Here is a 16,113-nt window from a genome sequence, read left to right on the forward strand (position 1 = left end):
TGAAGCACTGCACGCCCCGCTTCCCCGCGGGCCGTGCGTCACGAAGCCCGTTCGGGCTCCCCGCCTCGGCCGGTATCCGGGCTGGCGGCGATCCGGCTCGCCTTCCCGCGCGAAGACGCGCAGTGGCCCGCGTCCGCATGCGCAACGTGCATGCGGAACGCGCCCGAGCCGGCCTGCGTCATGCAACGCGGCCGCTTACCGTTGCGGGGGCAGCGCAGGTTGGCGGCGTCCTGGCGGAGCCCGCGCCCTGCTTCCCGTTTAACCGCGCGTTGCACGCGCGAGCACCGAGGCGGCGCCAGTTTAGGAGCGGGTCGCACGAGCGTCAAGGAAGCATCCGGGCACGCACGTGACGCGCCGATTCGCGGCAAGAAGCAGGGGTGTTACGACTGGAAACGTTACAGATGTCGGTTTGCGCGTTATTCCGCGCTAAAATGCTGGGTCTTTAGAGGACGCAGCAAATGCTCAACGAACTCGAAACCCTATCTCAAAATATTGGCCGTCTGATTTCGCTGAACAAGCGCTATCACTCGGAACGGCTCGCGCTCGAGGAGCAGGTCGCGCAATTGCGCGCGGACGCGGACACGGTCCGCGCGGAACTCGCGCAACTGCGCGACGAACGCAATGCGCTCGCGGCCGAGCGCGACACGCTGTCGGCAAAGATCGACGACGCCCAGGTGAAACTGAACGCGATTCTCGAAAAGCTGCCGCGCTCGAAAAGTGCGGAGCAAGCCGACAACCAGCTCGACCTGCTGGATGCGCAGGCGCGTACGGATGGCGATGACGCGGCCAGCCACGGAGAACATGCATGAGCACCAAGCAGATCGAAGTCTCGATTCTCGGTCAGGCCTATCGGCTCGCCTGCTCGGCCGAGACCGAAGCGGCACTGCTCGAAGCGGTCGCGCGCGTCGACGCCGAAATGTCGAAAATCCGCTCGAACAGCTCGGTACGCGGCACCGATCGCATCGCCGTGATGGCGGCGCTGTCGCTCGCGTCCGAATTGCTGCGGCTGCAAACGAGCGTGCGGCACGGTGAAGCATTTCCGGCGGAGGAAATCCGTCGTACAATGCACCAGATGAATGAACAGCTCGGCGCGGTGCTCGCACAGCACGAGACGCAGTAACGTTTTAATCGATGCGTCGATTCCCCTTGATCTCGGCGATCAACGGTGGTCAAATTGGCGCATCGAATCACAGTTCAGTCAGCTTCCCTGCCTGGTTCGCCAAGGTCATATATTCCTTGAACCAATGCCATGTGCACGGTTGCGGAAATTTGTAGCACGGGCGCGCGCGTCACTCTGTCTGATGTACCCGAAGTGCTGCTAACTGCGACCAATTCTGAACCTCAGGTTCAGGATGCCGGCCTAGCGGCCAAGGCGGGGGCCTATCCAACGGCATCGGGCGAAGCCCGGTGCCGTTTTCTTTTGTAGCAGCCTCTTTCTGCGTCGATCACGATCCATGCAATACTGGCTGATGAAGTCCGAACCGGACGAAGCAAGCATCGACGATCTCGCCAACGCACCGCAGCACTCGCTGCCGTGGACGGGCGTGCGCAATTATCAGGCGCGCAATTTCATGCGCGACACGATGAAGATCGGCGACGGCGTGCTGTTCTATCACTCGAGCTGCCCCGAGCCGGGCATCGCGGGCCTCGCCGAAGTATCGTCGACGCCCTACCCCGACCCCACGCAGTTCGATCCGAAAAGCCCCTATTACGATCCGAAGTCGACCCGGGAAGCACCGCGCTGGCTGCTCGTCGACGTGCGCTACGTGAAAAAATCGCCGCTCGTGCCGCTCGCTGCGCTGCGCGAACACGACGAACTCGCCGACATGCGCGTGCTCGCGCGCGGCAACCGGCTGTCGATCACGCCCGTCACGCGCGCCGAATGGCGGTTCATCACCGAAAAGCTGATGAAGTAGGCAAGCAGGCGCACGCCAAACGTCAAATCTGGTCAGTATGCGCGGCCGCCACGGAACTCGCGGCACTTTCGCGCGGCCTAAGCAACCGCTGCCGGCCGATCAAGCCGGCCGTCGTTCTTTTCGTCGCGCGGTACGCCCGCGTCGCGCACGCGTGATCCGCGTGCGCGCCCTCGCACAAGGAGTCCAACAATGACCAAGAAATCCGCACTCGCGCTGTCGCTCGCCCTTGCCGCCGCCGTTCCCGTCGCGCTGACGCTCGCGTCACCCGCCGCGCACGCGCAGGCCGCGAACCCGCACTTTCCGGAGCCGGCAGGCGTGCTGTCGCTGTCGTCGCAGGCCAGCGCCGACGTGCCGCAGGACATCATCCACATCACGCTGTTCTACGAGCAGCAGGCCAAGGATCCGGGCAGCCTCACCGCGCAGTTGAACCAGCGTGCCGACGCAGCCCTGTCGCAGGCGAAAAGCGTATCGGGCGTCACGGCACACACGGGCGCATTCTCCGTCTATCCGAGCACCGATCGCGACGGCAAGATTTCCGCATGGCGCGGCCGCACCGAGGTCGCGCTCGAATCGCGCGATTTCGCCGCGGCGTCGAAGCTGGCCGGCCAGTTGTCGAACCTGATGCAGGTCGCGAACGTCGAGTTCTCGCTGTCGCCCGAAGCGCAGCGCGCAGCCGAGCAGAAGCTGACGACCGAGGCGATCAAGTCGTTCCGCGCCCGCGCGGACGAAGCCGCGAAGGCATTCGGCTACAGCAGCTACACGATCCGCGACGTGAACGTCGGCGGCGGCCGCAACGTGCAGCCGTATCCGCGCATGATGGCAATGGCCGCGGCACCGATGGACAGCGCGAAGATGAGCGCACCCATCGCGGTCGAAGGCGGCAAGGCCACCGTGTCGGTCACCGTCAACGGTTCCGTGCAGATGAAGTAACGCGCAGCGCGCGGCAGTCCGAAATGAAAAACGCCGGCCCGAAGGCCGGCGTTTTTCATTTCAATGCATGGGACCATGCACGCGCCGATCGCGCGTGCATCGCCATCACCTCACGCAACGGCATTCGCCGCGCGGCGGCGATACGCCCAGACCATCAACGCGATGCCCGCGATGATCATCGGCAGCGACAGCCACTGCCCCATCGACAGGCCGAGCGCGAGCAGGCCGAGGAAATCGTCGGGTTCGCGCGCGAACTCCACCGTGAAGCGCGCGAGGCCGTAGCCGATCAGGAACAGCGCGGACACGGCGCCCATCGGCCGAGACTTGCGCGCGAAGAGGAACAGCGCGAAGAACAGCACGATGCCTTCGAGCGCAATTTCATAGAGCTGCGAAGGATGACGCGGCAGCATCTGGTATTGCATGAACACGTCGGCGAGATGCCACTTCTCGACGAGTTCCGGATGCTTCGGCAACCATGCCGCATCGTCGCGCATCGCGCCCGGGAACAGCATCGCCCACGGTGCGGACGGATCGGTCACGCGGCCCCACAGTTCACCGTTGATGAAGTTGCCGAGCCGCCCGGCCGCGAGCCCCGTCGGCACCATCGGCGCGACGAAATCGGTGACCTGCAGCCAATGGCGCTTGCGCTGCCACGCGAACAGCATCATCGCGAGCGTCACGCCGAGGAAGCCGCCGTGAAACGACATGCCGCCCTCCCACACCTTGAACACGTCGAGCGGATGCGAGAAGTAGAAATCGGCCTTGTAGAACAGCACGTAGCCGAGGCGGCCGCCGAGCACGGTGCCGAGCACGCCGTAGAACATCATGTCGTCGATGTCCTTCACGGTCCAGCCCTGCGCCGCGACGTGCGGCAGCTTCAGGCGGATCCGGCCGACGACGATCGCCGCGATGAAGCCGACGAGATACATGAGCCCGTACCAGCGCACGGCCAGCGGCCCGAGATGGATCGCAACGGGGTCGAAATTCGGGTGAATGATCATGGGTTAGCGAAGAAGTTTTCGAATGCGGTACGGCCGTCGCACACGCGCAGCACCGCGCGTTGGACGGCTCCGGCGCGCCATCGTTCACGTCATGTGGCGAGCCCCTGCGCGCACACGACGTCGAGGAAGCCGGCCAGCACGGGGCTCACGTCGCCGGTACGCCACACGAGGCCCGTCTCGACGACCGGCGCGTGACCGGCGAGCGGCCGGTAGACCACACCGGTGCGCCGCAGGTTACGCAGCGATTGCGGCACCAGTGCGACGCCCATGCCGGCCGACACGAGGCTGACGATCGTCTGCATCTGGATCGCCTCCTGGCCGATGCACGGGGTTTCCCCCGCCGCGCCGTAGCAGCCCGTAATGATGTCATAAAAGCCGGGCGCCAAACGACGCGGAAAGATCACGAGCGGCAACGCGGCGACTTCCGCGAGATGGACGGGCTCGTCTTCAGGCGCGTCGCTCGCGGCCGCCGGCATCGCGATCACCAGCGGCTCGCGCAGGACGGGCAGGTACGACAGCCCGGCCGCGTGGCGCGGCGGCACGGGCGGAATGACGAGCCCCGCATCGATGCGGCCGGCGACGAGTTCGTCGATCTGCACGTCGCTCGTCGCCTCCGCGAGTTGCAGGCGCACCTGCGGATAACGCGCGCCGAACGCCCGCAGCAGCGAGGGAAGCAGCCCGTAATCGGCGGTCGACACGAACGCGAGCGACAACGAGCCGGCCTCGCCGCGCGCGAGCCGTCGCGCCAGCGGCGGCAACGCATCGGCCGACGCAAGCAGCCGGCGCACCTCGGGCAACAGTGCGGCACCAACCGCCGTCAGCGCCACCGAACGCTTGCTGCGCACGAACAGCGCGACGCCGAGCGTGTCCTCGAGCGCGCGGATCGCCTGCGACAGCGGCGGCTGCGTCATCGACAGGCGTTCGGCCGCGCGGCCGAAATGGCGCTCGTCCGCAACGGTCGCGAAATAGCGCCACTGGCGCAGGTCGGGAGTCGGATCAGCCATGCGTCCTTCATTCATAAAACGACTTAATAGGCGACAAATAATATATTGGACATCCCAATCCGGAAACTCCATGCTTGACTGATCCGAACCGGCGCGCGCCGTGCACCGGCGCTGCCCAGACTACGATGGAGTCCCCCATGGCTTACAACCGCCGCTCGAGGCACATCACGCAAGGCGTGGCCCGATCGCCGAATCGCTCGATGTATTACGCGCTCGGTTACCGGAAGGACGATTTCGACAAGCCGATGATCGGCATCGCGAACGGCCATTCGACGATCACGCCGTGCAATTCGGGCCTGCAGCGCCTGTCGGACGCAGCCGTCGCGGCCGTCAAGGCATCCGATGCGAACCCGCAGATCTTCGGCACGCCGACGATTTCGGACGGCATGTCGATGGGCACCGAAGGCATGAAGTACTCGCTCGTGTCGCGCGAGGTGATCGCCGACTGCATCGAGACCTGCGTGCAGGGGCAATGGATGGATGGCGTGGTCGTCGTCGGCGGCTGCGACAAGAACATGCCGGGCGGGATGATCGCGCTCGCGCGCCTGAACGTGCCGGGCATCTACGTGTACGGCGGCACGATCCGCCCCGGCCACTGGAAAGGCCGCGACCTGACGATCGTCTCGTCGTTCGAGGCCGTCGGCGAATTCACCGCGGGCCGGATGTCGCAGGAGGATTTCGAAGGGGTCGAGCAGAACGCATGCCCGACGTCGGGTTCGTGCGGCGGGATGTACACCGCGAACACGATGAGTTCGTCGTTCGAGGCGCTCGGGATGTCGCTGCTGTACTCGTCGACGATGGCCAACCCCGACCAGGAGAAGGTCGATTCGGCCGCCGAGTCGGCGCGCGTGCTCGTCGAGGCCGTGAAGCGCGACCTGAAGCCGCGCGACATCATCACGAAGGAATCGATCGAGAACGCGGTGTCGGTGATCATGGCGACGGGCGGTTCAACCAATGCCGTGCTGCACTATCTCGCGATCGCGCACGCGGCCGAGGTCGACTGGACGATCGACGACTTCGAGCGCATCCGCAAGCGCGTGCCCGTGATCTGCGACCTCAAGCCGTCGGGGAAGTACGTCGCGACCGACCTGCACCGGGCCGGCGGGATTCCGCAGGTGCTGAAGATCCTGCTCGACGCGGGGCTGCTGCACAGCGACTGCATGACGATCACCGGCCGCACGATCGCCGACGAACTGAAGGACGTGCCCGCCGTGCCGCGCGCGGACCAGGACGTGATCTTCCCGATCGACCGCGCGCTGTACAAGGAAGGCCACCTTGCGATCCTGAAAGGCAATCTCGCGGAAGACGGCGCGGTCGCGAAGATCACCGGCCTGAAGAACCCCGTGATCACGGGCCCGGCGCGCGTGTTCGACGACGAGCAGAGCGCGATGGATGCGATTCTCGGCGACCGGATCCAGGCAGGCGACATCCTCGTGCTGCGCTATCTCGGCCCGAAGGGTGGCCCCGGCATGCCCGAAATGCTCGCGCCGACGTCCGCGATCATCGGCAAGGGGCTCGGCGAATCGGTCGGCTTCATCACCGACGGCCGCTTCTCGGGCGGCACCTGGGGCATGGTGGTCGGCCATGTCGCGCCCGAGGCGTTCGTCGGCGGCACGATCGCGCTCGTGCAGGAAGGCGACTCGATCACGATCGACGCGCACCGGCTGCTGCTGCAGTTGAACGTGGACGACGCGGAACTCGCGCGCCGCCGCGCCGCGTGGCAACAGCCGGCACCGCGCTACACGCGTGGCGTACTCGCGAAATTCGCGGCACTCGCCCGGCCCGCGAACCAGGGTGCCGTCACGGGTTGACATGGATGCATGACCGCATGCGACCCCGTTAAACATGACCGCCGGGGGAACGCGCAAAACGCGCTTTCCCTTTGCTTTTATAATGCGCGGGTCATGAAGCCGGCCGTCCCCGCCGGCGGAGAACCGCATGAAACACTCGATATTGCGCGTCCTGCTCGCCACGCTGCTGATCGGCGGCGGGGCGGCGGCGCGCGCCGACCAGGCCGACGGGCTCGCGCTTGCCCAGCGCAAGAACTGCATGGCCTGCCACGCGATCGGCAAACCGCTGATGGGCCCGTCGTTCCGCGACATCGCCGGCAAGTATGCGGCGCGCGGCGACGCCGTCGATTACCTCGCCCAATCGATCGTGAAAGGTAGCGTCGGCGTGTGGGGCAGTGTGCCGATGCCCGCCAATACGCAACTGACGAGCACCGAAGCCCACACGCTCGCGCAATGGGCGCTGTCGGTACGCTGATCCGGGCTCAACGGGCGGAAACCGCCTTCGCGCGGGGTTCGACCGGCAGGCAGGCCCGCCCGAGGCTGACCCGCACCTCGCCGGCCGCTTCACCGGCCCTTACTGGAATCGCACCCCGTTTTTCACCTGAACGGCCGCGCACTCAACCGGCATGACCGGCGCGGCGGCGTGCGATTTCTTCGTCGACCGCGTCGCGAACCCAGTCCATCACCTCGGTTTCCAGCGCCAGCGCCACTTCGCGCGTGATCTGGCCGACCAGCCAGGCCGAATGCTCATGCAGCGCGTCGCGACAACGGGCCTCGATGGCGTCGCGCCCGTCCCCGGTCAGATAGTTCGTCAGGCGATTGCGCAGGCGCTCGGCGATGTGCTGGGCATCTTCCGGCGTCAGCCCGGCCACTGCCTGCGCATCCTGCTGCGGCGCGGCGGCGGCTGCGGCGGCCTCCGGCATGTGCGCCTCACGCGCGTGCCCGACCGCCTCACGCGCCACCGCGGCGAACGCGTGCGGCAGCACATCGTCGTCGGCCAGCGACGAGCGCAGCGGCGCACTCATCGCCGCCGAGTCTTCGGCAACCACGTGCTCAGCGGCGCCGGGCTCCGCCGGCGCATCGGTCTCGCCAAGCGCGGCGGCGGCGACAGTCGCAGTCTCCACCACCTCGTCGCCCGGCAGTTCGACCACCGGCACGTGCGGCGTCGGCACGGGTTCGACCACGACGGAATCGGGGTCGAGCGCGTCGGGCATGGAATCGGCCGGCGCCGCACCCGCGGTGCGTGGTACGACCACGTCGGTCAGCACCGGAATCGCCGCGCCGGCAGGCGGCTGCGGAGCGTCGGGCGCGAGCCCGCGCGCCGGCACCGGCTTGCCCGGCACCAGCACGTCGGTCAGCGTCGGGATCGAGGATGAATCGGCTTCTGTCACGGGAACACTCCGTCGACGGTTGCGGCTAGCTGCCCTGCTTGTAGTTGTTCAGCGCGTATCCGCGGTCGCGGTAGAACCGGTAGCGGTCGCGGCCCGCGGCCAGCTCGTCCGGCGCGTTGCCGACCACTTCGAGCAGGCGCTCGAAGCGGGCGAACTGCGCAGGCACGGCCGCGCCGAGGTTCAGCAGCACGTGATGATGCGGTGCGCGGTCGAGATCCGCGGCCAGCACGATCGGCGTACCGGCTGCGTGCTCGCTGTCGACACCGCAATGCGGGATGAAATCGAGCGGCGAGAACGTCCAGAGCCGCTCGTCGAGCGCGCGCAGGCGCGCGGGCTCGGCGAGCACGACGACCGGCTGCCCGGCCTGGTAGGCCTTGCGCAGCAGCCGGCACGCGTACGCGAGCGAATCGCCGACGTTCGAGTGGAAATCGATCCGCGTCATTGCCCGCGTACCCGCAGCGTCGTCAACACCGCCATCACTGGCCGGCGCGGTCGATCAGGAACTGCGCGAGCAGCGGCACCGGACGGCCCGTCGCCCCCTTCGCCGCACCGCCCTTCCACGCGGTGCCCGCGATGTCGAGGTGGGCCCACGGATAGCTGTCGGTGAAGCGCGACAGGAAACACGCGGCGGTCACGGCGCCGGCCGGGCGCCCGCCGATGTTCGCGAGATCCGCGAAGTTCGACTTCAGCTGATCCTGGTACTCGTCGTCGAGCGGCATGCGCCATGCCGGGTCGTTCGCCTCGCGCGACGCGTCGAGCAGTTCGCCCGCAAGCGCGTCGTTCGTCGAGAACAGGCCGCTGTTGTGGCCGCCCAGCGCGATCACGCACGCGCCCGTCAGCGTTGCAACGTCGATCACGGCGGCCGGCTTGAAGCGCTCGGCATACGTCAGCGCGTCGCACAGGATCAGGCGCCCTTCGGCGTCGGTGTTCAACACCTCGATCGTCAGGCCCTTCATGCTGGTGACGATGTCGCCCGGCTTCGTCGCGTTGCCACCCGGCATGTTCTCGCAGGTCGGCACGATCGCGACGACGTTGATCTTCAGGCCCATCTCGGCGACCGCACGCATCGTACCGAGCACCGAACCGGCGCCGCACATGTCGTACTTCATCTCGTCCATGCCCTCGCCCGGCTTCAGCGAGATGCCGCCCGTGTCGAACGTGATGCCCTTGCCGACCAGCACGACCGGCGCGGCCTTCGCGGCGGCGCCCTGATAGTGCAGCACGATGAACTGCGGCGGCTCGACCGACGCGCGCGCGACGGACAGGAACGAGCCCATCTTCAGCGCCTGGATCTGCTTGAGCCCGAGCACTTCCGCCTTCAGGCCCCAATCCTTCGCGATCTTCTTCGCGGTGTTGCCGAGGTAGGTCGGCGTGCAGACGTTCCCCGGCAGGTTGCCGAGGTCGCGGGTGAGATCCATCCCGTTCGCGAGCGCGACGGCCTGCTTGACCGCGACCTTCGCTGCCTTTTCGTCGGACGGATCGACGCTGAACACGACGCGCTTGAGCGTGTGCGACGCCGGTTCCGGCTTGCTCTTCATCTGCGTGAAGCGGTAGGTCTCGTTGCGCAGCGCGAGAATCGCCGCGCGCACGCCCCAGTCGGAGCTGCGCTCGTCGACCGGCAGTTGCGCGAGCGTGAACGTGACCTGGACGACCTTGGTCGCCAGCAGCGCGCGCCACGCGGCCGTCGCTGCGTCGTTATAGGCTTTCTGGTTGAAAGCATCCTGCTTGCCGAGGCCGACGAGCAGCACGCGCGACGCGCCGATGCCCGACACTTCGTGCAGGAACAGCGTCTTGCCGCGCTTGCCGTCCATGTCGCCGGCCTTCACCACGCGCGAAATCAGTCCCTTGGTGGCCGTGTCGATGTCGAGCGCCGCGCCCGAGAGGGTCTGCGCCTCGAAGATGCCGAGCACGATGCAATCGGACTTCCCGGTCAGGAACCCCTTCGCCTCGCCTTTGCTCCAATCACAGCCTTTTATGCTAAAGTCCATCGCGCTTGTCCTCGGATAAAATCTGGGCTAAGGATGAAAGCCGCAATTATCCGCTATTTTTCCCGTGGCGGCGCGAGCGCTCCGCTACGCGTGCGCAGCCTCCCGCCCTCTTCTCTTCAAGAATGATCTTCGAACGCTCCCTCCAGCGCGAGCTTGCGTATACGGCTGGCGCCGTGTTCATGGTGCTGCTCACGATCATGCTCACGACGATGATGATCCGCATCGTCGGTTACGCCGCGTCCGGTGAAATCGATCCGCGGGACGTCCTCGTGCTGATCGGCCTCACCGTGATCGGCTACCTCGCCGTGATGCTCGTCGTCACGCTGTTCGTGTCGATCCTGTTCGTGCTGACCCGGTGGTACCGGGACTCCGAAATGGTCGTGTGGCTCGCGTCGGGCGTAAGCCTCACGCGCCTCATCAAGCCGATCGGCGTGTTCGCCACGCCGATCATCCTGCTGATCGCCTTCTTCGCGTTCGTCGGCTGGCCGTGGTCGAACCAGCAAAGCAAGATGATCAAGGCACGCTTCCAGCAGCGCGACGAGATCTCGCTGCTCGCGCCGGGCCAGTTCCGCGAGTCGGCCACGAACCACCGCGTGTTCTTCATCGAGAAGATGACGCCCGACCAGAGCAAGGTGCAGAACGTGTTCGTCACGTCGACCGAGAACGGCAAGGTCAACGTGGTCGTATCGCAGACGGGTCACACGGAAACGCGCGACGGCAGCCGCTTCGTCGTCCTGGAAGACGGCCGCCGCTACGACGGCACGCCCGGCCAGCCGAACTTCAAGATCATGGAGTTCGAGCGCTACGGCGTGAAGATCACGAGCACGCCGGTCACCAACGTGCCGACCACGAACAGCACGCCGACGCCGGACCTGCTGCGCAACCCGACGCGCGACAACCTCGCGGAATTCGCGTGGCGCGCGGGGCTGCCGCTGATCGCGATCAACCTGCTGGTGCTCGGCATTCCGCTGTCGTACCAGAACCCGCGCCGCAGCCGCACGATCAACCTCGTGATGGCCGTGCTGATCTACCTCACGTACTCGAACCTGCTGAACGTCGTGCAGGCGCAGATCGAGCAGGGCAAGATGTCGTTCGGCGTCGGCCTGGTCGGCCTGCACCTCGTCGTCGCCGCGATCGTCGCGTTCATCTTCTGGTTGCGCGTGCGCAATCGTCCGCTGTTTACACGCGCGCTGTTCGGCCGCTCGGGAGCATGATCGATGCGGCTCTATGAAAAGTACTTCGCGCGACAGATCTACGTCACGTTCGTCTTCATCCTGTTCGCGTTCTCGGGCCTGTTCTTCTTCTTCGACCTGATCAGCGAACTGAACTCGGTCGGGCACGGCAACTACAAGTTCGGCTACGCGGTGCTGCGCGTCGCGCTGCAGACCCCGTCGCGCTTCTACGAGATCATCCCGGTCGCCGCGCTGATCAGCGCGATCTACGTGTTCGCGCAGATGGCCGCGAACTCGGAATTCACGATCTTCCGCGTGTCGGGTCTCGCGACCAATCAGGCGCTGCGCTCGCTGCTGAAGATCGGCATTCCGCTCGTGATCGTCACCTACCTGATCGGCGAATTCGTCGGCCCGTACGCCGATCAGTTGTCCGAGCGCGTGCGGCTGCAGGCGCTCGGCGCATCGGTATCGTCGAACTTCCAGTCGGGCGTGTGGGTGAAGGACACGCTCGCGGCCCGCGAAAACGGCGAGCAGGTCACGCGCTTCGTCAACGTCGGCAGCCTGTCGCCCGACTCGACGATCAGCAACGTGCGCATCTACGAATTCGACTCGAAGTTCCAGCTCCAGAACGTGCGGATCGCGCAGACGGGACGCTACGAGCCGCCCGGCCACTGGCTGTTGAAGGGCGTCTCCGAAACCGAGCTGACGCCGATCAAGCCGATCAGCGGCCAGCCGGCCGACGCGCTCAACCCGGTGTACCGGTCGCAGCAGGTATCGCTGCCCGAATACCGGCTGCGTTCGGACCTGACGCCGCAGATCCTGTCGGTGCTGCTCGTGTCGCCGGAGCGCATGTCGATCATCAACCTGTTCCGCTACATCCAGCATTTGCGCGAGAACCAGCAGGACACGCAGCGCTACGACATCGCACTGTGGCGCAAGCTGCTGTATCCGTTCGCCGTGTTCGTGATGCTCGTGCTGTCGCTGCCGTTCGCGTACCTGCACACGCGGGCGGGCGTGGTCGGCGTGAAGGTGTTCGGCGGCATCATGCTCGGCATGAGCTTCCAGCTCCTCAACACGCTGTTCTCGCACATCGGCACGCTGAACACGTGGCCCGCACCGCTCACTGCCGCGACGCCGGGTCTGATCTATCTCGCGCTCGGCCTGTTCGCGCTCAAGTGGGTCGACCGGCACTGAGCGCCGCGTCATGACGGAGGCTTCGACATGAGTTCGCACGGCATCGTCCTGTTCGGCCACGGCGCCCGCGACCCGCGCTGGGCCGAGCCGTTCGAGCGGCTCGCCGCGCGGCTGCGCGGCGCCGCCTCCCCCGCGGCCCACGTGTCGCTCGCGTTCCTCGAACTGATGACGCCGACGCTCGGTGACGCGGTCGCCGCGCAGGTCGCGGCCGGCTGCTCGCACATCACCGTGGTGCCCGTGTTCTTCGGCCAGGGCGGCCATGTCCGCCGCGATCTGCCGCAACTCGTCGATGCGTGCCGCGCCGCGCATCCGGGCATCGAGATCCGCTGCGCGACGGCCGTCGGCGAAGACGACGGCGTGCTCGACGCGATCGCGCGCTACTGTATCGACCAGATCGATAGCAACGCGTGAGCCGCGCGGGTAGCGTTTAGCGTTGCACAAAGAAAAAGCGCCGGCTTGATGAAGCCGGCGCTTTTTTGTTTCGGACTGCGGCGGGATCCCGCTCAGGCCGCCCCGCTCAGGCCGCATTTCGCAGCGAATCGCCCTCTTTCGCCTGTCCGGCGCGCTCGGCGAACGCATCGCCGATCATCAGCAGGCTCGGTTCCGCGGGATCGAGCCACGCCTGCGCGTCGCCCGCCGCCATCTGCGCGAGCGTCAGCGTCAGCGTGCGCTCGCGCGCGGTGCTGCACGCCTCGACGATCGCCACGGGCGTCGCCGGCGCACGGCCTGCGTCGATCAGTTCCTGCGCGATGCCGGGCGCGCTGTCGCGGCCCATGTAGTAGACGATCGAATCGGCGCGCGCGGCTTCGCGGATCTCGTCGCTGCCCGGCGCGCGGCTGTGCGTCGCGAACGCGACGCTGCGCGACACGCCGCGCAGCGTCAGCGAACGCTTCAGCGTCGCCGCGCCGGCCAGTGCCGCGGTGATGCCCGGCACGACCTCGTAGTCGATGCCGGCTGCTTCCAGCGCGCGCATCTCCTCTTCGGCACGACCGAACAGCATCGGGTCACCGCCCTTGAGCCGCACGACGCACGCGTGCTCGCGCGCCGCATCGACGATCTGCTTGTTGATGAAGTGCTGCGCGGTCGAGCGCTGCCCGCAGCGCTTGCCGACCGCGATCCGGCGCGCGTTCGGCGCGTAGTCGAGCATCGCGGGCTCGACGAGCGCGTCGTGCAGCACGACGTCCGCCTGCGCGAGCAGCCGCGCGCCGCGCACCGTGATGAGGTCCGCCGCGCCCGGCCCTGCTCCGATCAGATACACCTTGCCCATGTTTGTCGCTTCGCTTCGTCCGTGCGGACGTTTGCCTACGGCCCGCGCCGCCGTGTGGCGGCGCGGTTTGCCGCGCAGATTGACGATTACGCCGAGAACGCCCGGATCATGCCCGCGGCGACCGTGTGATGCGTCGCCTCGTCGATCAGCACGAACGCACCGGTACCCGGATGCGCGTCGTACGTGTCGCAGACGATCGGCTTCTGCAGCGTCAGCGCGACACGGCCGATGTCGTTCATCTTCAGGTCGTGACGGTCGGTCGCATGCGACAGCGTGTGCACGTCGAGCACCTGCTTGACGCCGCCGATCTTCGCGAACACCGTGCTGGTGGTCTGCTTCAGCAGGTACTTGCGCTGCGGCGACAGCGGCGTCTCGTCGAACCAGCACAGATCGGCTTCGAGCTTCTTCGCCGGTGCAACCGGCTCGCCGGAGGTGACGAACATGTCGCCGCGCGACACGTCGACGTCTTCCGCGAGGCGGATCGTCACGGTCTGGCCCGCGAACGCGTGCGCGACCGACGCGGTGCCGCCCGGCACCGGCGCGACGATCTCGGCGACCGTCGCCGTGCGGTTCGACGGCAACACGGCGATCTCGTCGCCGACCTTCACCTCGCCCGACTCGATACGGCCCATGTAGCCGCGGAAATCGTCGGCCGAGCTGCCGTCCTGGCGCGCGACCCACTGCACCGGGAAGCGCAGCGCGTCATGCGCCTGCGTCTCGACCGGCAGCGATTCGAGCACGTCGAGCAGCGGTTCGCCCGCGTACCACGGCATGCGTTCGCTCGCGCCGACGATGTTGTCGCCCTTCAGCGCCGACACCGGCACGAAGCGCACGTCGGTGAGGCCGAGCTGCTTCGCCAGCGTGACGTACGCGTCGCGGATCTCGTTGAAGCGCGCTTCGCTGTAGTCGACGAGGTCCATCTTGTTGATCGCGACGATCACGTGCTGCAGCGCGAGCAGCTTGACGATCGCGCTGTGACGCTTGGTCTGCGGCAGCAGGTCGGCGACGCCATTCTCGACCGTCACGCGCGTCGCGTCGATCAGGATGATTGCCGCGTGCGCGGTCGATGCGCCCGTCACCATGTTGCGCGTGTACTGCTCGTGGCCCGGCGTATCGGCGATGATGAACTTGCGCTTCGCGGTCGCGAAGTAGCGGTACGCGACGTCGATCGTGATGCCCTGCTCGCGCTCGGCTTCGAGACCGTCGGTCAGGAGCGCGAGGTCGAGCTCGTCGCCGACCGTGCGCTTGTTCTTCGCGCGCGACAGCGCGGACAGCTGGTCGGACAGCACGGCCTTGCTGTCGTACAGCAGGCGGCCGATCAGCGTGCTCTTGCCGTCGTCGACGCTGCCTGCGGTGATGAAGCGCAACACGCCGAGGTCTTCGGTGTTCTCGATGATGCTCATGATGTGAATGTCCTCGTGTGCTTCAGAAATAACCTTGCTTCTTGCGCTGTTCCATCGCGGCTTCGGACGCCTGGTCGTCCATCCGGGTCGCGCCGCGCTCGGTGATCTCGGTCACCGCCGTCTCGGCGATGATCTTCTCGACGTCGTCCGCGTCGCTCTCGACCGGGCACGTGCAGCTGATGTCGCCCACGGTACGGAAGCGCACCTGCGCGAGCTCGCTCGTCTCGCCGTCACGCATCGGCGTGAGCGGCGTGACCGGCACGAGCAGGCCGTTGCGGCGCACGATCTCGCGCTGGTGCGCGTAGTAAATCGACGGCAGTTCGAGGTTCTCGCGCGCGATGTACTGCCACACGTCGAGTTCCGTCCAGTTCGAGATCGGGAACACGCGCAGGTGCTCGCCGTTGTGCAGGCGGGCGTTGTACAGGCTCCACAGTTCCGGGCGCTGCGCCTTCGGGTCCCACTGGCCGAATTCGTCGCGGAACGAGAAGATCCGCTCCTTCGCGCGTGCCTTCTCTTCGTCGCGGCGCGCACCGCCGATCAGCGCCGTATAGCCGTGCTGTTCGATCGTCTCGAGCAGCGTGACGGCCTGTGCGGCGTTGCGCGAATCGGTTTCGCGGCGCAGCACGACCGTGCCGCGCTTGATCGAATCCTCGACGTGACCGACGACCAGCTCGGCGCCGAGTTCTTTCGCGCGGCGGTCGCGGAAGTCGATCACTTCTTCGTAGTTGTGGCCCGTGTCGATGTGCACGAGCGGGAACGGCAGCGTCGTCTTGCGGTTCGCGCCGAGGCCGAACGCCTTCAGTGCCAGATGCAGCACGACGACCGAATCCTTGCCGCCCGAGAACAACAGCGCCGGCTTGCTGCATTCGGCGACCAGTTCGCGCAGGATGTGGATCGACTCGGCTTCGAGCCAGTCGAGGTGGCCCATGCGGTTGTCGGCACCGGCGGGCGGGGCAAAGGCGGATTGCTCGAGCGTCGTGCTCATGATTTCAGTCCTTCTCTTCTGGGTTCGTGCCGCCCGCTGTCGCGGGCGGCGCAATATTCAGTTTCTTGTCAG

Annotated in this window: 17 protein-coding genes, 1 other RNA gene and 1 riboswitch; of the genes, 10 read left to right on the forward strand and 8 right to left on the reverse strand. The window is 66.7% G+C overall.

Going from position 1 to position 16,113, the window contains the following annotated elements; translation table 11 throughout:
* Positions 1-49: 49 nt before the first annotated feature.
* A riboswitch (cobalamin riboswitch) is annotated at positions 50-304 on the reverse strand.
* A 154-nt stretch (positions 305-458) separates the two neighbouring features.
* From AB3K92_RS35890 to AB3K92_RS35910, 5 genes are all read left to right on the forward strand, one after another.
* Complete coding sequence (locus AB3K92_RS35890; RefSeq protein WP_021160796.1) at positions 459-809, forward strand: hypothetical protein; 351 nt, start codon at positions 459-461, stop codon at positions 807-809.
* A complete protein-coding gene (locus tag AB3K92_RS35895) occupies positions 806-1,120 on the forward strand; it encodes a cell division protein ZapA (RefSeq protein WP_011352906.1) in 315 nt (104 codons plus the stop codon). Before AB3K92_RS35890 ends, AB3K92_RS35895 begins: the two co-directional genes overlap by 4 nt.
* A gap of 81 nt (positions 1,121-1,201) precedes the next feature.
* A non-coding RNA gene (gene ssrS / locus AB3K92_RS35900) (6S RNA) lies at positions 1,202-1,383 on the forward strand.
* 71 nt (positions 1,384-1,454) lie between these two features.
* On the forward strand, positions 1,455-1,916 hold the full coding sequence (locus AB3K92_RS35905) for an EVE domain-containing protein (RefSeq protein WP_059554455.1): 462 nt from the start codon (positions 1,455-1,457) through the stop codon (positions 1,914-1,916).
* Positions 1,917-2,105: 189 nt separating this feature from the next.
* Positions 2,106-2,846: an SIMPL domain-containing protein gene (locus AB3K92_RS35910; RefSeq protein ID WP_048022579.1), complete on the forward strand. Its 741-nt coding sequence runs from the start codon at positions 2,106-2,108 to the stop codon at positions 2,844-2,846.
* A 110-nt stretch (positions 2,847-2,956) separates the two neighbouring features.
* Here AB3K92_RS35910 and lgt read toward each other — a convergent pair whose 3' ends face one another.
* Both lgt and AB3K92_RS35920 read right to left on the reverse strand, forming a co-directional pair.
* Positions 2,957-3,847 carry a prolipoprotein diacylglyceryl transferase gene (gene lgt, locus AB3K92_RS35915; RefSeq protein ID WP_048022580.1) on the reverse strand — a complete coding sequence of 297 codons (891 nt, stop codon included), beginning with the start codon at positions 3,845-3,847 and terminating at the stop codon, positions 2,957-2,959.
* 89 nt (positions 3,848-3,936) lie between these two features.
* Positions 3,937-4,851 (reverse strand): LysR substrate-binding domain-containing protein, encoded by a 915-nt coding sequence (locus AB3K92_RS35920; protein WP_369466748.1) that lies wholly within the window; start codon positions 4,849-4,851, stop codon positions 3,937-3,939.
* Between the two features lie 137 nt (positions 4,852-4,988).
* Between AB3K92_RS35920 and ilvD the strand changes: the two genes are divergently transcribed.
* Together ilvD and AB3K92_RS35930 are read left to right on the forward strand one after the other, a co-directional pair.
* On the forward strand, positions 4,989-6,662 hold the full coding sequence (gene ilvD, locus AB3K92_RS35925; protein ID WP_369466749.1) for a dihydroxy-acid dehydratase: 1,674 nt from the start codon (positions 4,989-4,991) through the stop codon (positions 6,660-6,662).
* Between the two features lie 127 nt (positions 6,663-6,789).
* Positions 6,790-7,116, forward strand: coding sequence for a c-type cytochrome (locus AB3K92_RS35930; RefSeq protein WP_059676472.1), 327 nt, complete (start codon positions 6,790-6,792; stop codon positions 7,114-7,116).
* Between the two features lie 142 nt (positions 7,117-7,258).
* On the opposite strand, the gene AB3K92_RS35935 is transcribed toward AB3K92_RS35930, so the two are convergent.
* The 3 genes from AB3K92_RS35935 to AB3K92_RS35945 are packed head-to-tail and all read right to left on the reverse strand — an operon-like array spanning position 7,259 to position 10,020.
* The gene (locus AB3K92_RS35935; protein ID WP_369466750.1) at positions 7,259-8,032 is read right to left on the reverse strand and encodes a DUF2486 family protein; all 774 of its coding nucleotides are present in this window, start codon (positions 8,030-8,032) and stop codon (positions 7,259-7,261) included.
* A 25-nt stretch (positions 8,033-8,057) separates the two neighbouring features.
* Positions 8,058-8,474, reverse strand: a complete 417-nt coding sequence (locus AB3K92_RS35940; RefSeq protein ID WP_021160787.1) for a DNA polymerase III subunit chi — start codon at positions 8,472-8,474, stop codon at positions 8,058-8,060.
* 34 nt (positions 8,475-8,508) lie between these two features.
* Positions 8,509-10,020 (reverse strand): leucyl aminopeptidase, encoded by a 1,512-nt coding sequence (locus AB3K92_RS35945; protein ID WP_021160786.1) that lies wholly within the window; start codon positions 10,018-10,020, stop codon positions 8,509-8,511.
* 122 nt (positions 10,021-10,142) lie between these two features.
* Between AB3K92_RS35945 and lptF the strand changes: the two genes are divergently transcribed.
* Genes lptF through AB3K92_RS35960 form a run of 3 tightly spaced genes read left to right on the forward strand, consistent with a single transcriptional unit; the run spans position 10,143 to position 12,797 of the window.
* Positions 10,143-11,234 carry an LPS export ABC transporter permease LptF gene (gene lptF, locus AB3K92_RS35950; protein WP_021160785.1) on the forward strand — a complete coding sequence of 364 codons (1,092 nt, stop codon included), beginning with the start codon at positions 10,143-10,145 and terminating at the stop codon, positions 11,232-11,234.
* 3 nt (positions 11,235-11,237) lie between these two features.
* Positions 11,238-12,386, forward strand: a complete 1,149-nt coding sequence (gene lptG / locus AB3K92_RS35955) for an LPS export ABC transporter permease LptG (protein WP_021160784.1) — start codon at positions 11,238-11,240, stop codon at positions 12,384-12,386.
* 27 nt (positions 12,387-12,413) lie between these two features.
* A complete protein-coding gene (locus AB3K92_RS35960; protein WP_059590488.1) occupies positions 12,414-12,797 on the forward strand; it encodes a sirohydrochlorin chelatase in 384 nt (127 codons plus the stop codon).
* A 106-nt stretch (positions 12,798-12,903) separates the two neighbouring features.
* Here the strand turns inward: AB3K92_RS35960 and cobA are convergent, their stop codons facing one another.
* The 3 genes from cobA to cysD all read right to left on the reverse strand — a co-directional run bounded on the left by cobA (position 12,904) and on the right by cysD (position 16,041).
* Positions 12,904-13,653 carry a uroporphyrinogen-III C-methyltransferase gene (cobA, locus tag AB3K92_RS35965; protein ID WP_048022585.1) on the reverse strand — a complete coding sequence of 250 codons (750 nt, stop codon included), beginning with the start codon at positions 13,651-13,653 and terminating at the stop codon, positions 12,904-12,906.
* Positions 13,654-13,739: 86 nt separating this feature from the next.
* Positions 13,740-15,056 (reverse strand): sulfate adenylyltransferase subunit 1, encoded by a 1,317-nt coding sequence (locus AB3K92_RS35970; protein ID WP_021160781.1) that lies wholly within the window; start codon positions 15,054-15,056, stop codon positions 13,740-13,742.
* 22 nt (positions 15,057-15,078) lie between these two features.
* Complete coding sequence (gene cysD, locus AB3K92_RS35975; protein ID WP_059496676.1) at positions 15,079-16,041, reverse strand: sulfate adenylyltransferase subunit CysD; 963 nt, start codon at positions 16,039-16,041, stop codon at positions 15,079-15,081.
* Between the last annotated feature and the right edge of the window lie 72 nt (positions 16,042-16,113).

The sequence above is a fragment of the Burkholderia sp. Bmkn7 genome, assembly GCF_041103175.1.
In the GTDB taxonomy this organism is placed as follows: Bacteria; Pseudomonadota; Gammaproteobacteria; order Burkholderiales; family Burkholderiaceae; genus Burkholderia; species Burkholderia cepacia.

Coding starts and splice junctions, on each gene's coding strand:
- lptF (WP_021160785.1), top strand. CDS start 10,143: ATGATCTTCGAACGCTCCCTCCAGCGCGAGCTTGCGTATACGGCTGGC.
- lptG (WP_021160784.1), top strand. CDS start 11,238: ATGCGGCTCTATGAAAAGTACTTCGCGCGACAGATCTACGTCACGTTC.
- AB3K92_RS35920 (WP_369466748.1), bottom strand. CDS start 4,851: ATGGCTGATCCGACTCCCGACCTGCGCCAGTGGCGCTATTTCGCGACC.
- AB3K92_RS35940 (WP_021160787.1), bottom strand. CDS start 8,474: ATGACGCGGATCGATTTCCACTCGAACGTCGGCGATTCGCTCGCGTAC.
- cysD (WP_059496676.1), bottom strand. CDS start 16,041: ATGAGCACGACGCTCGAGCAATCCGCCTTTGCCCCGCCCGCCGGTGCC.
- AB3K92_RS35960 (WP_059590488.1), top strand. CDS start 12,414: ATGAGTTCGCACGGCATCGTCCTGTTCGGCCACGGCGCCCGCGACCCG.
- AB3K92_RS35890 (WP_021160796.1), top strand. CDS start 459: ATGCTCAACGAACTCGAAACCCTATCTCAAAATATTGGCCGTCTGATT.
- AB3K92_RS35970 (WP_021160781.1), bottom strand. CDS start 15,056: ATGAGCATCATCGAGAACACCGAAGACCTCGGCGTGTTGCGCTTCATC.
- AB3K92_RS35930 (WP_059676472.1), top strand. CDS start 6,790: ATGAAACACTCGATATTGCGCGTCCTGCTCGCCACGCTGCTGATCGGC.
- cobA (WP_048022585.1), bottom strand. CDS start 13,653: ATGGGCAAGGTGTATCTGATCGGAGCAGGGCCGGGCGCGGCGGACCTC.
- AB3K92_RS35895 (WP_011352906.1), top strand. CDS start 806: ATGAGCACCAAGCAGATCGAAGTCTCGATTCTCGGTCAGGCCTATCGG.
- lgt (WP_048022580.1), bottom strand. CDS start 3,847: ATGATCATTCACCCGAATTTCGACCCCGTTGCGATCCATCTCGGGCCG.
- AB3K92_RS35945 (WP_021160786.1), bottom strand. CDS start 10,020: ATGGACTTTAGCATAAAAGGCTGTGATTGGAGCAAAGGCGAGGCGAAG.
- ilvD (WP_369466749.1), top strand. CDS start 4,989: ATGGCTTACAACCGCCGCTCGAGGCACATCACGCAAGGCGTGGCCCGA.
- AB3K92_RS35910 (WP_048022579.1), top strand. CDS start 2,106: ATGACCAAGAAATCCGCACTCGCGCTGTCGCTCGCCCTTGCCGCCGCC.
- AB3K92_RS35905 (WP_059554455.1), top strand. CDS start 1,455: ATGCAATACTGGCTGATGAAGTCCGAACCGGACGAAGCAAGCATCGAC.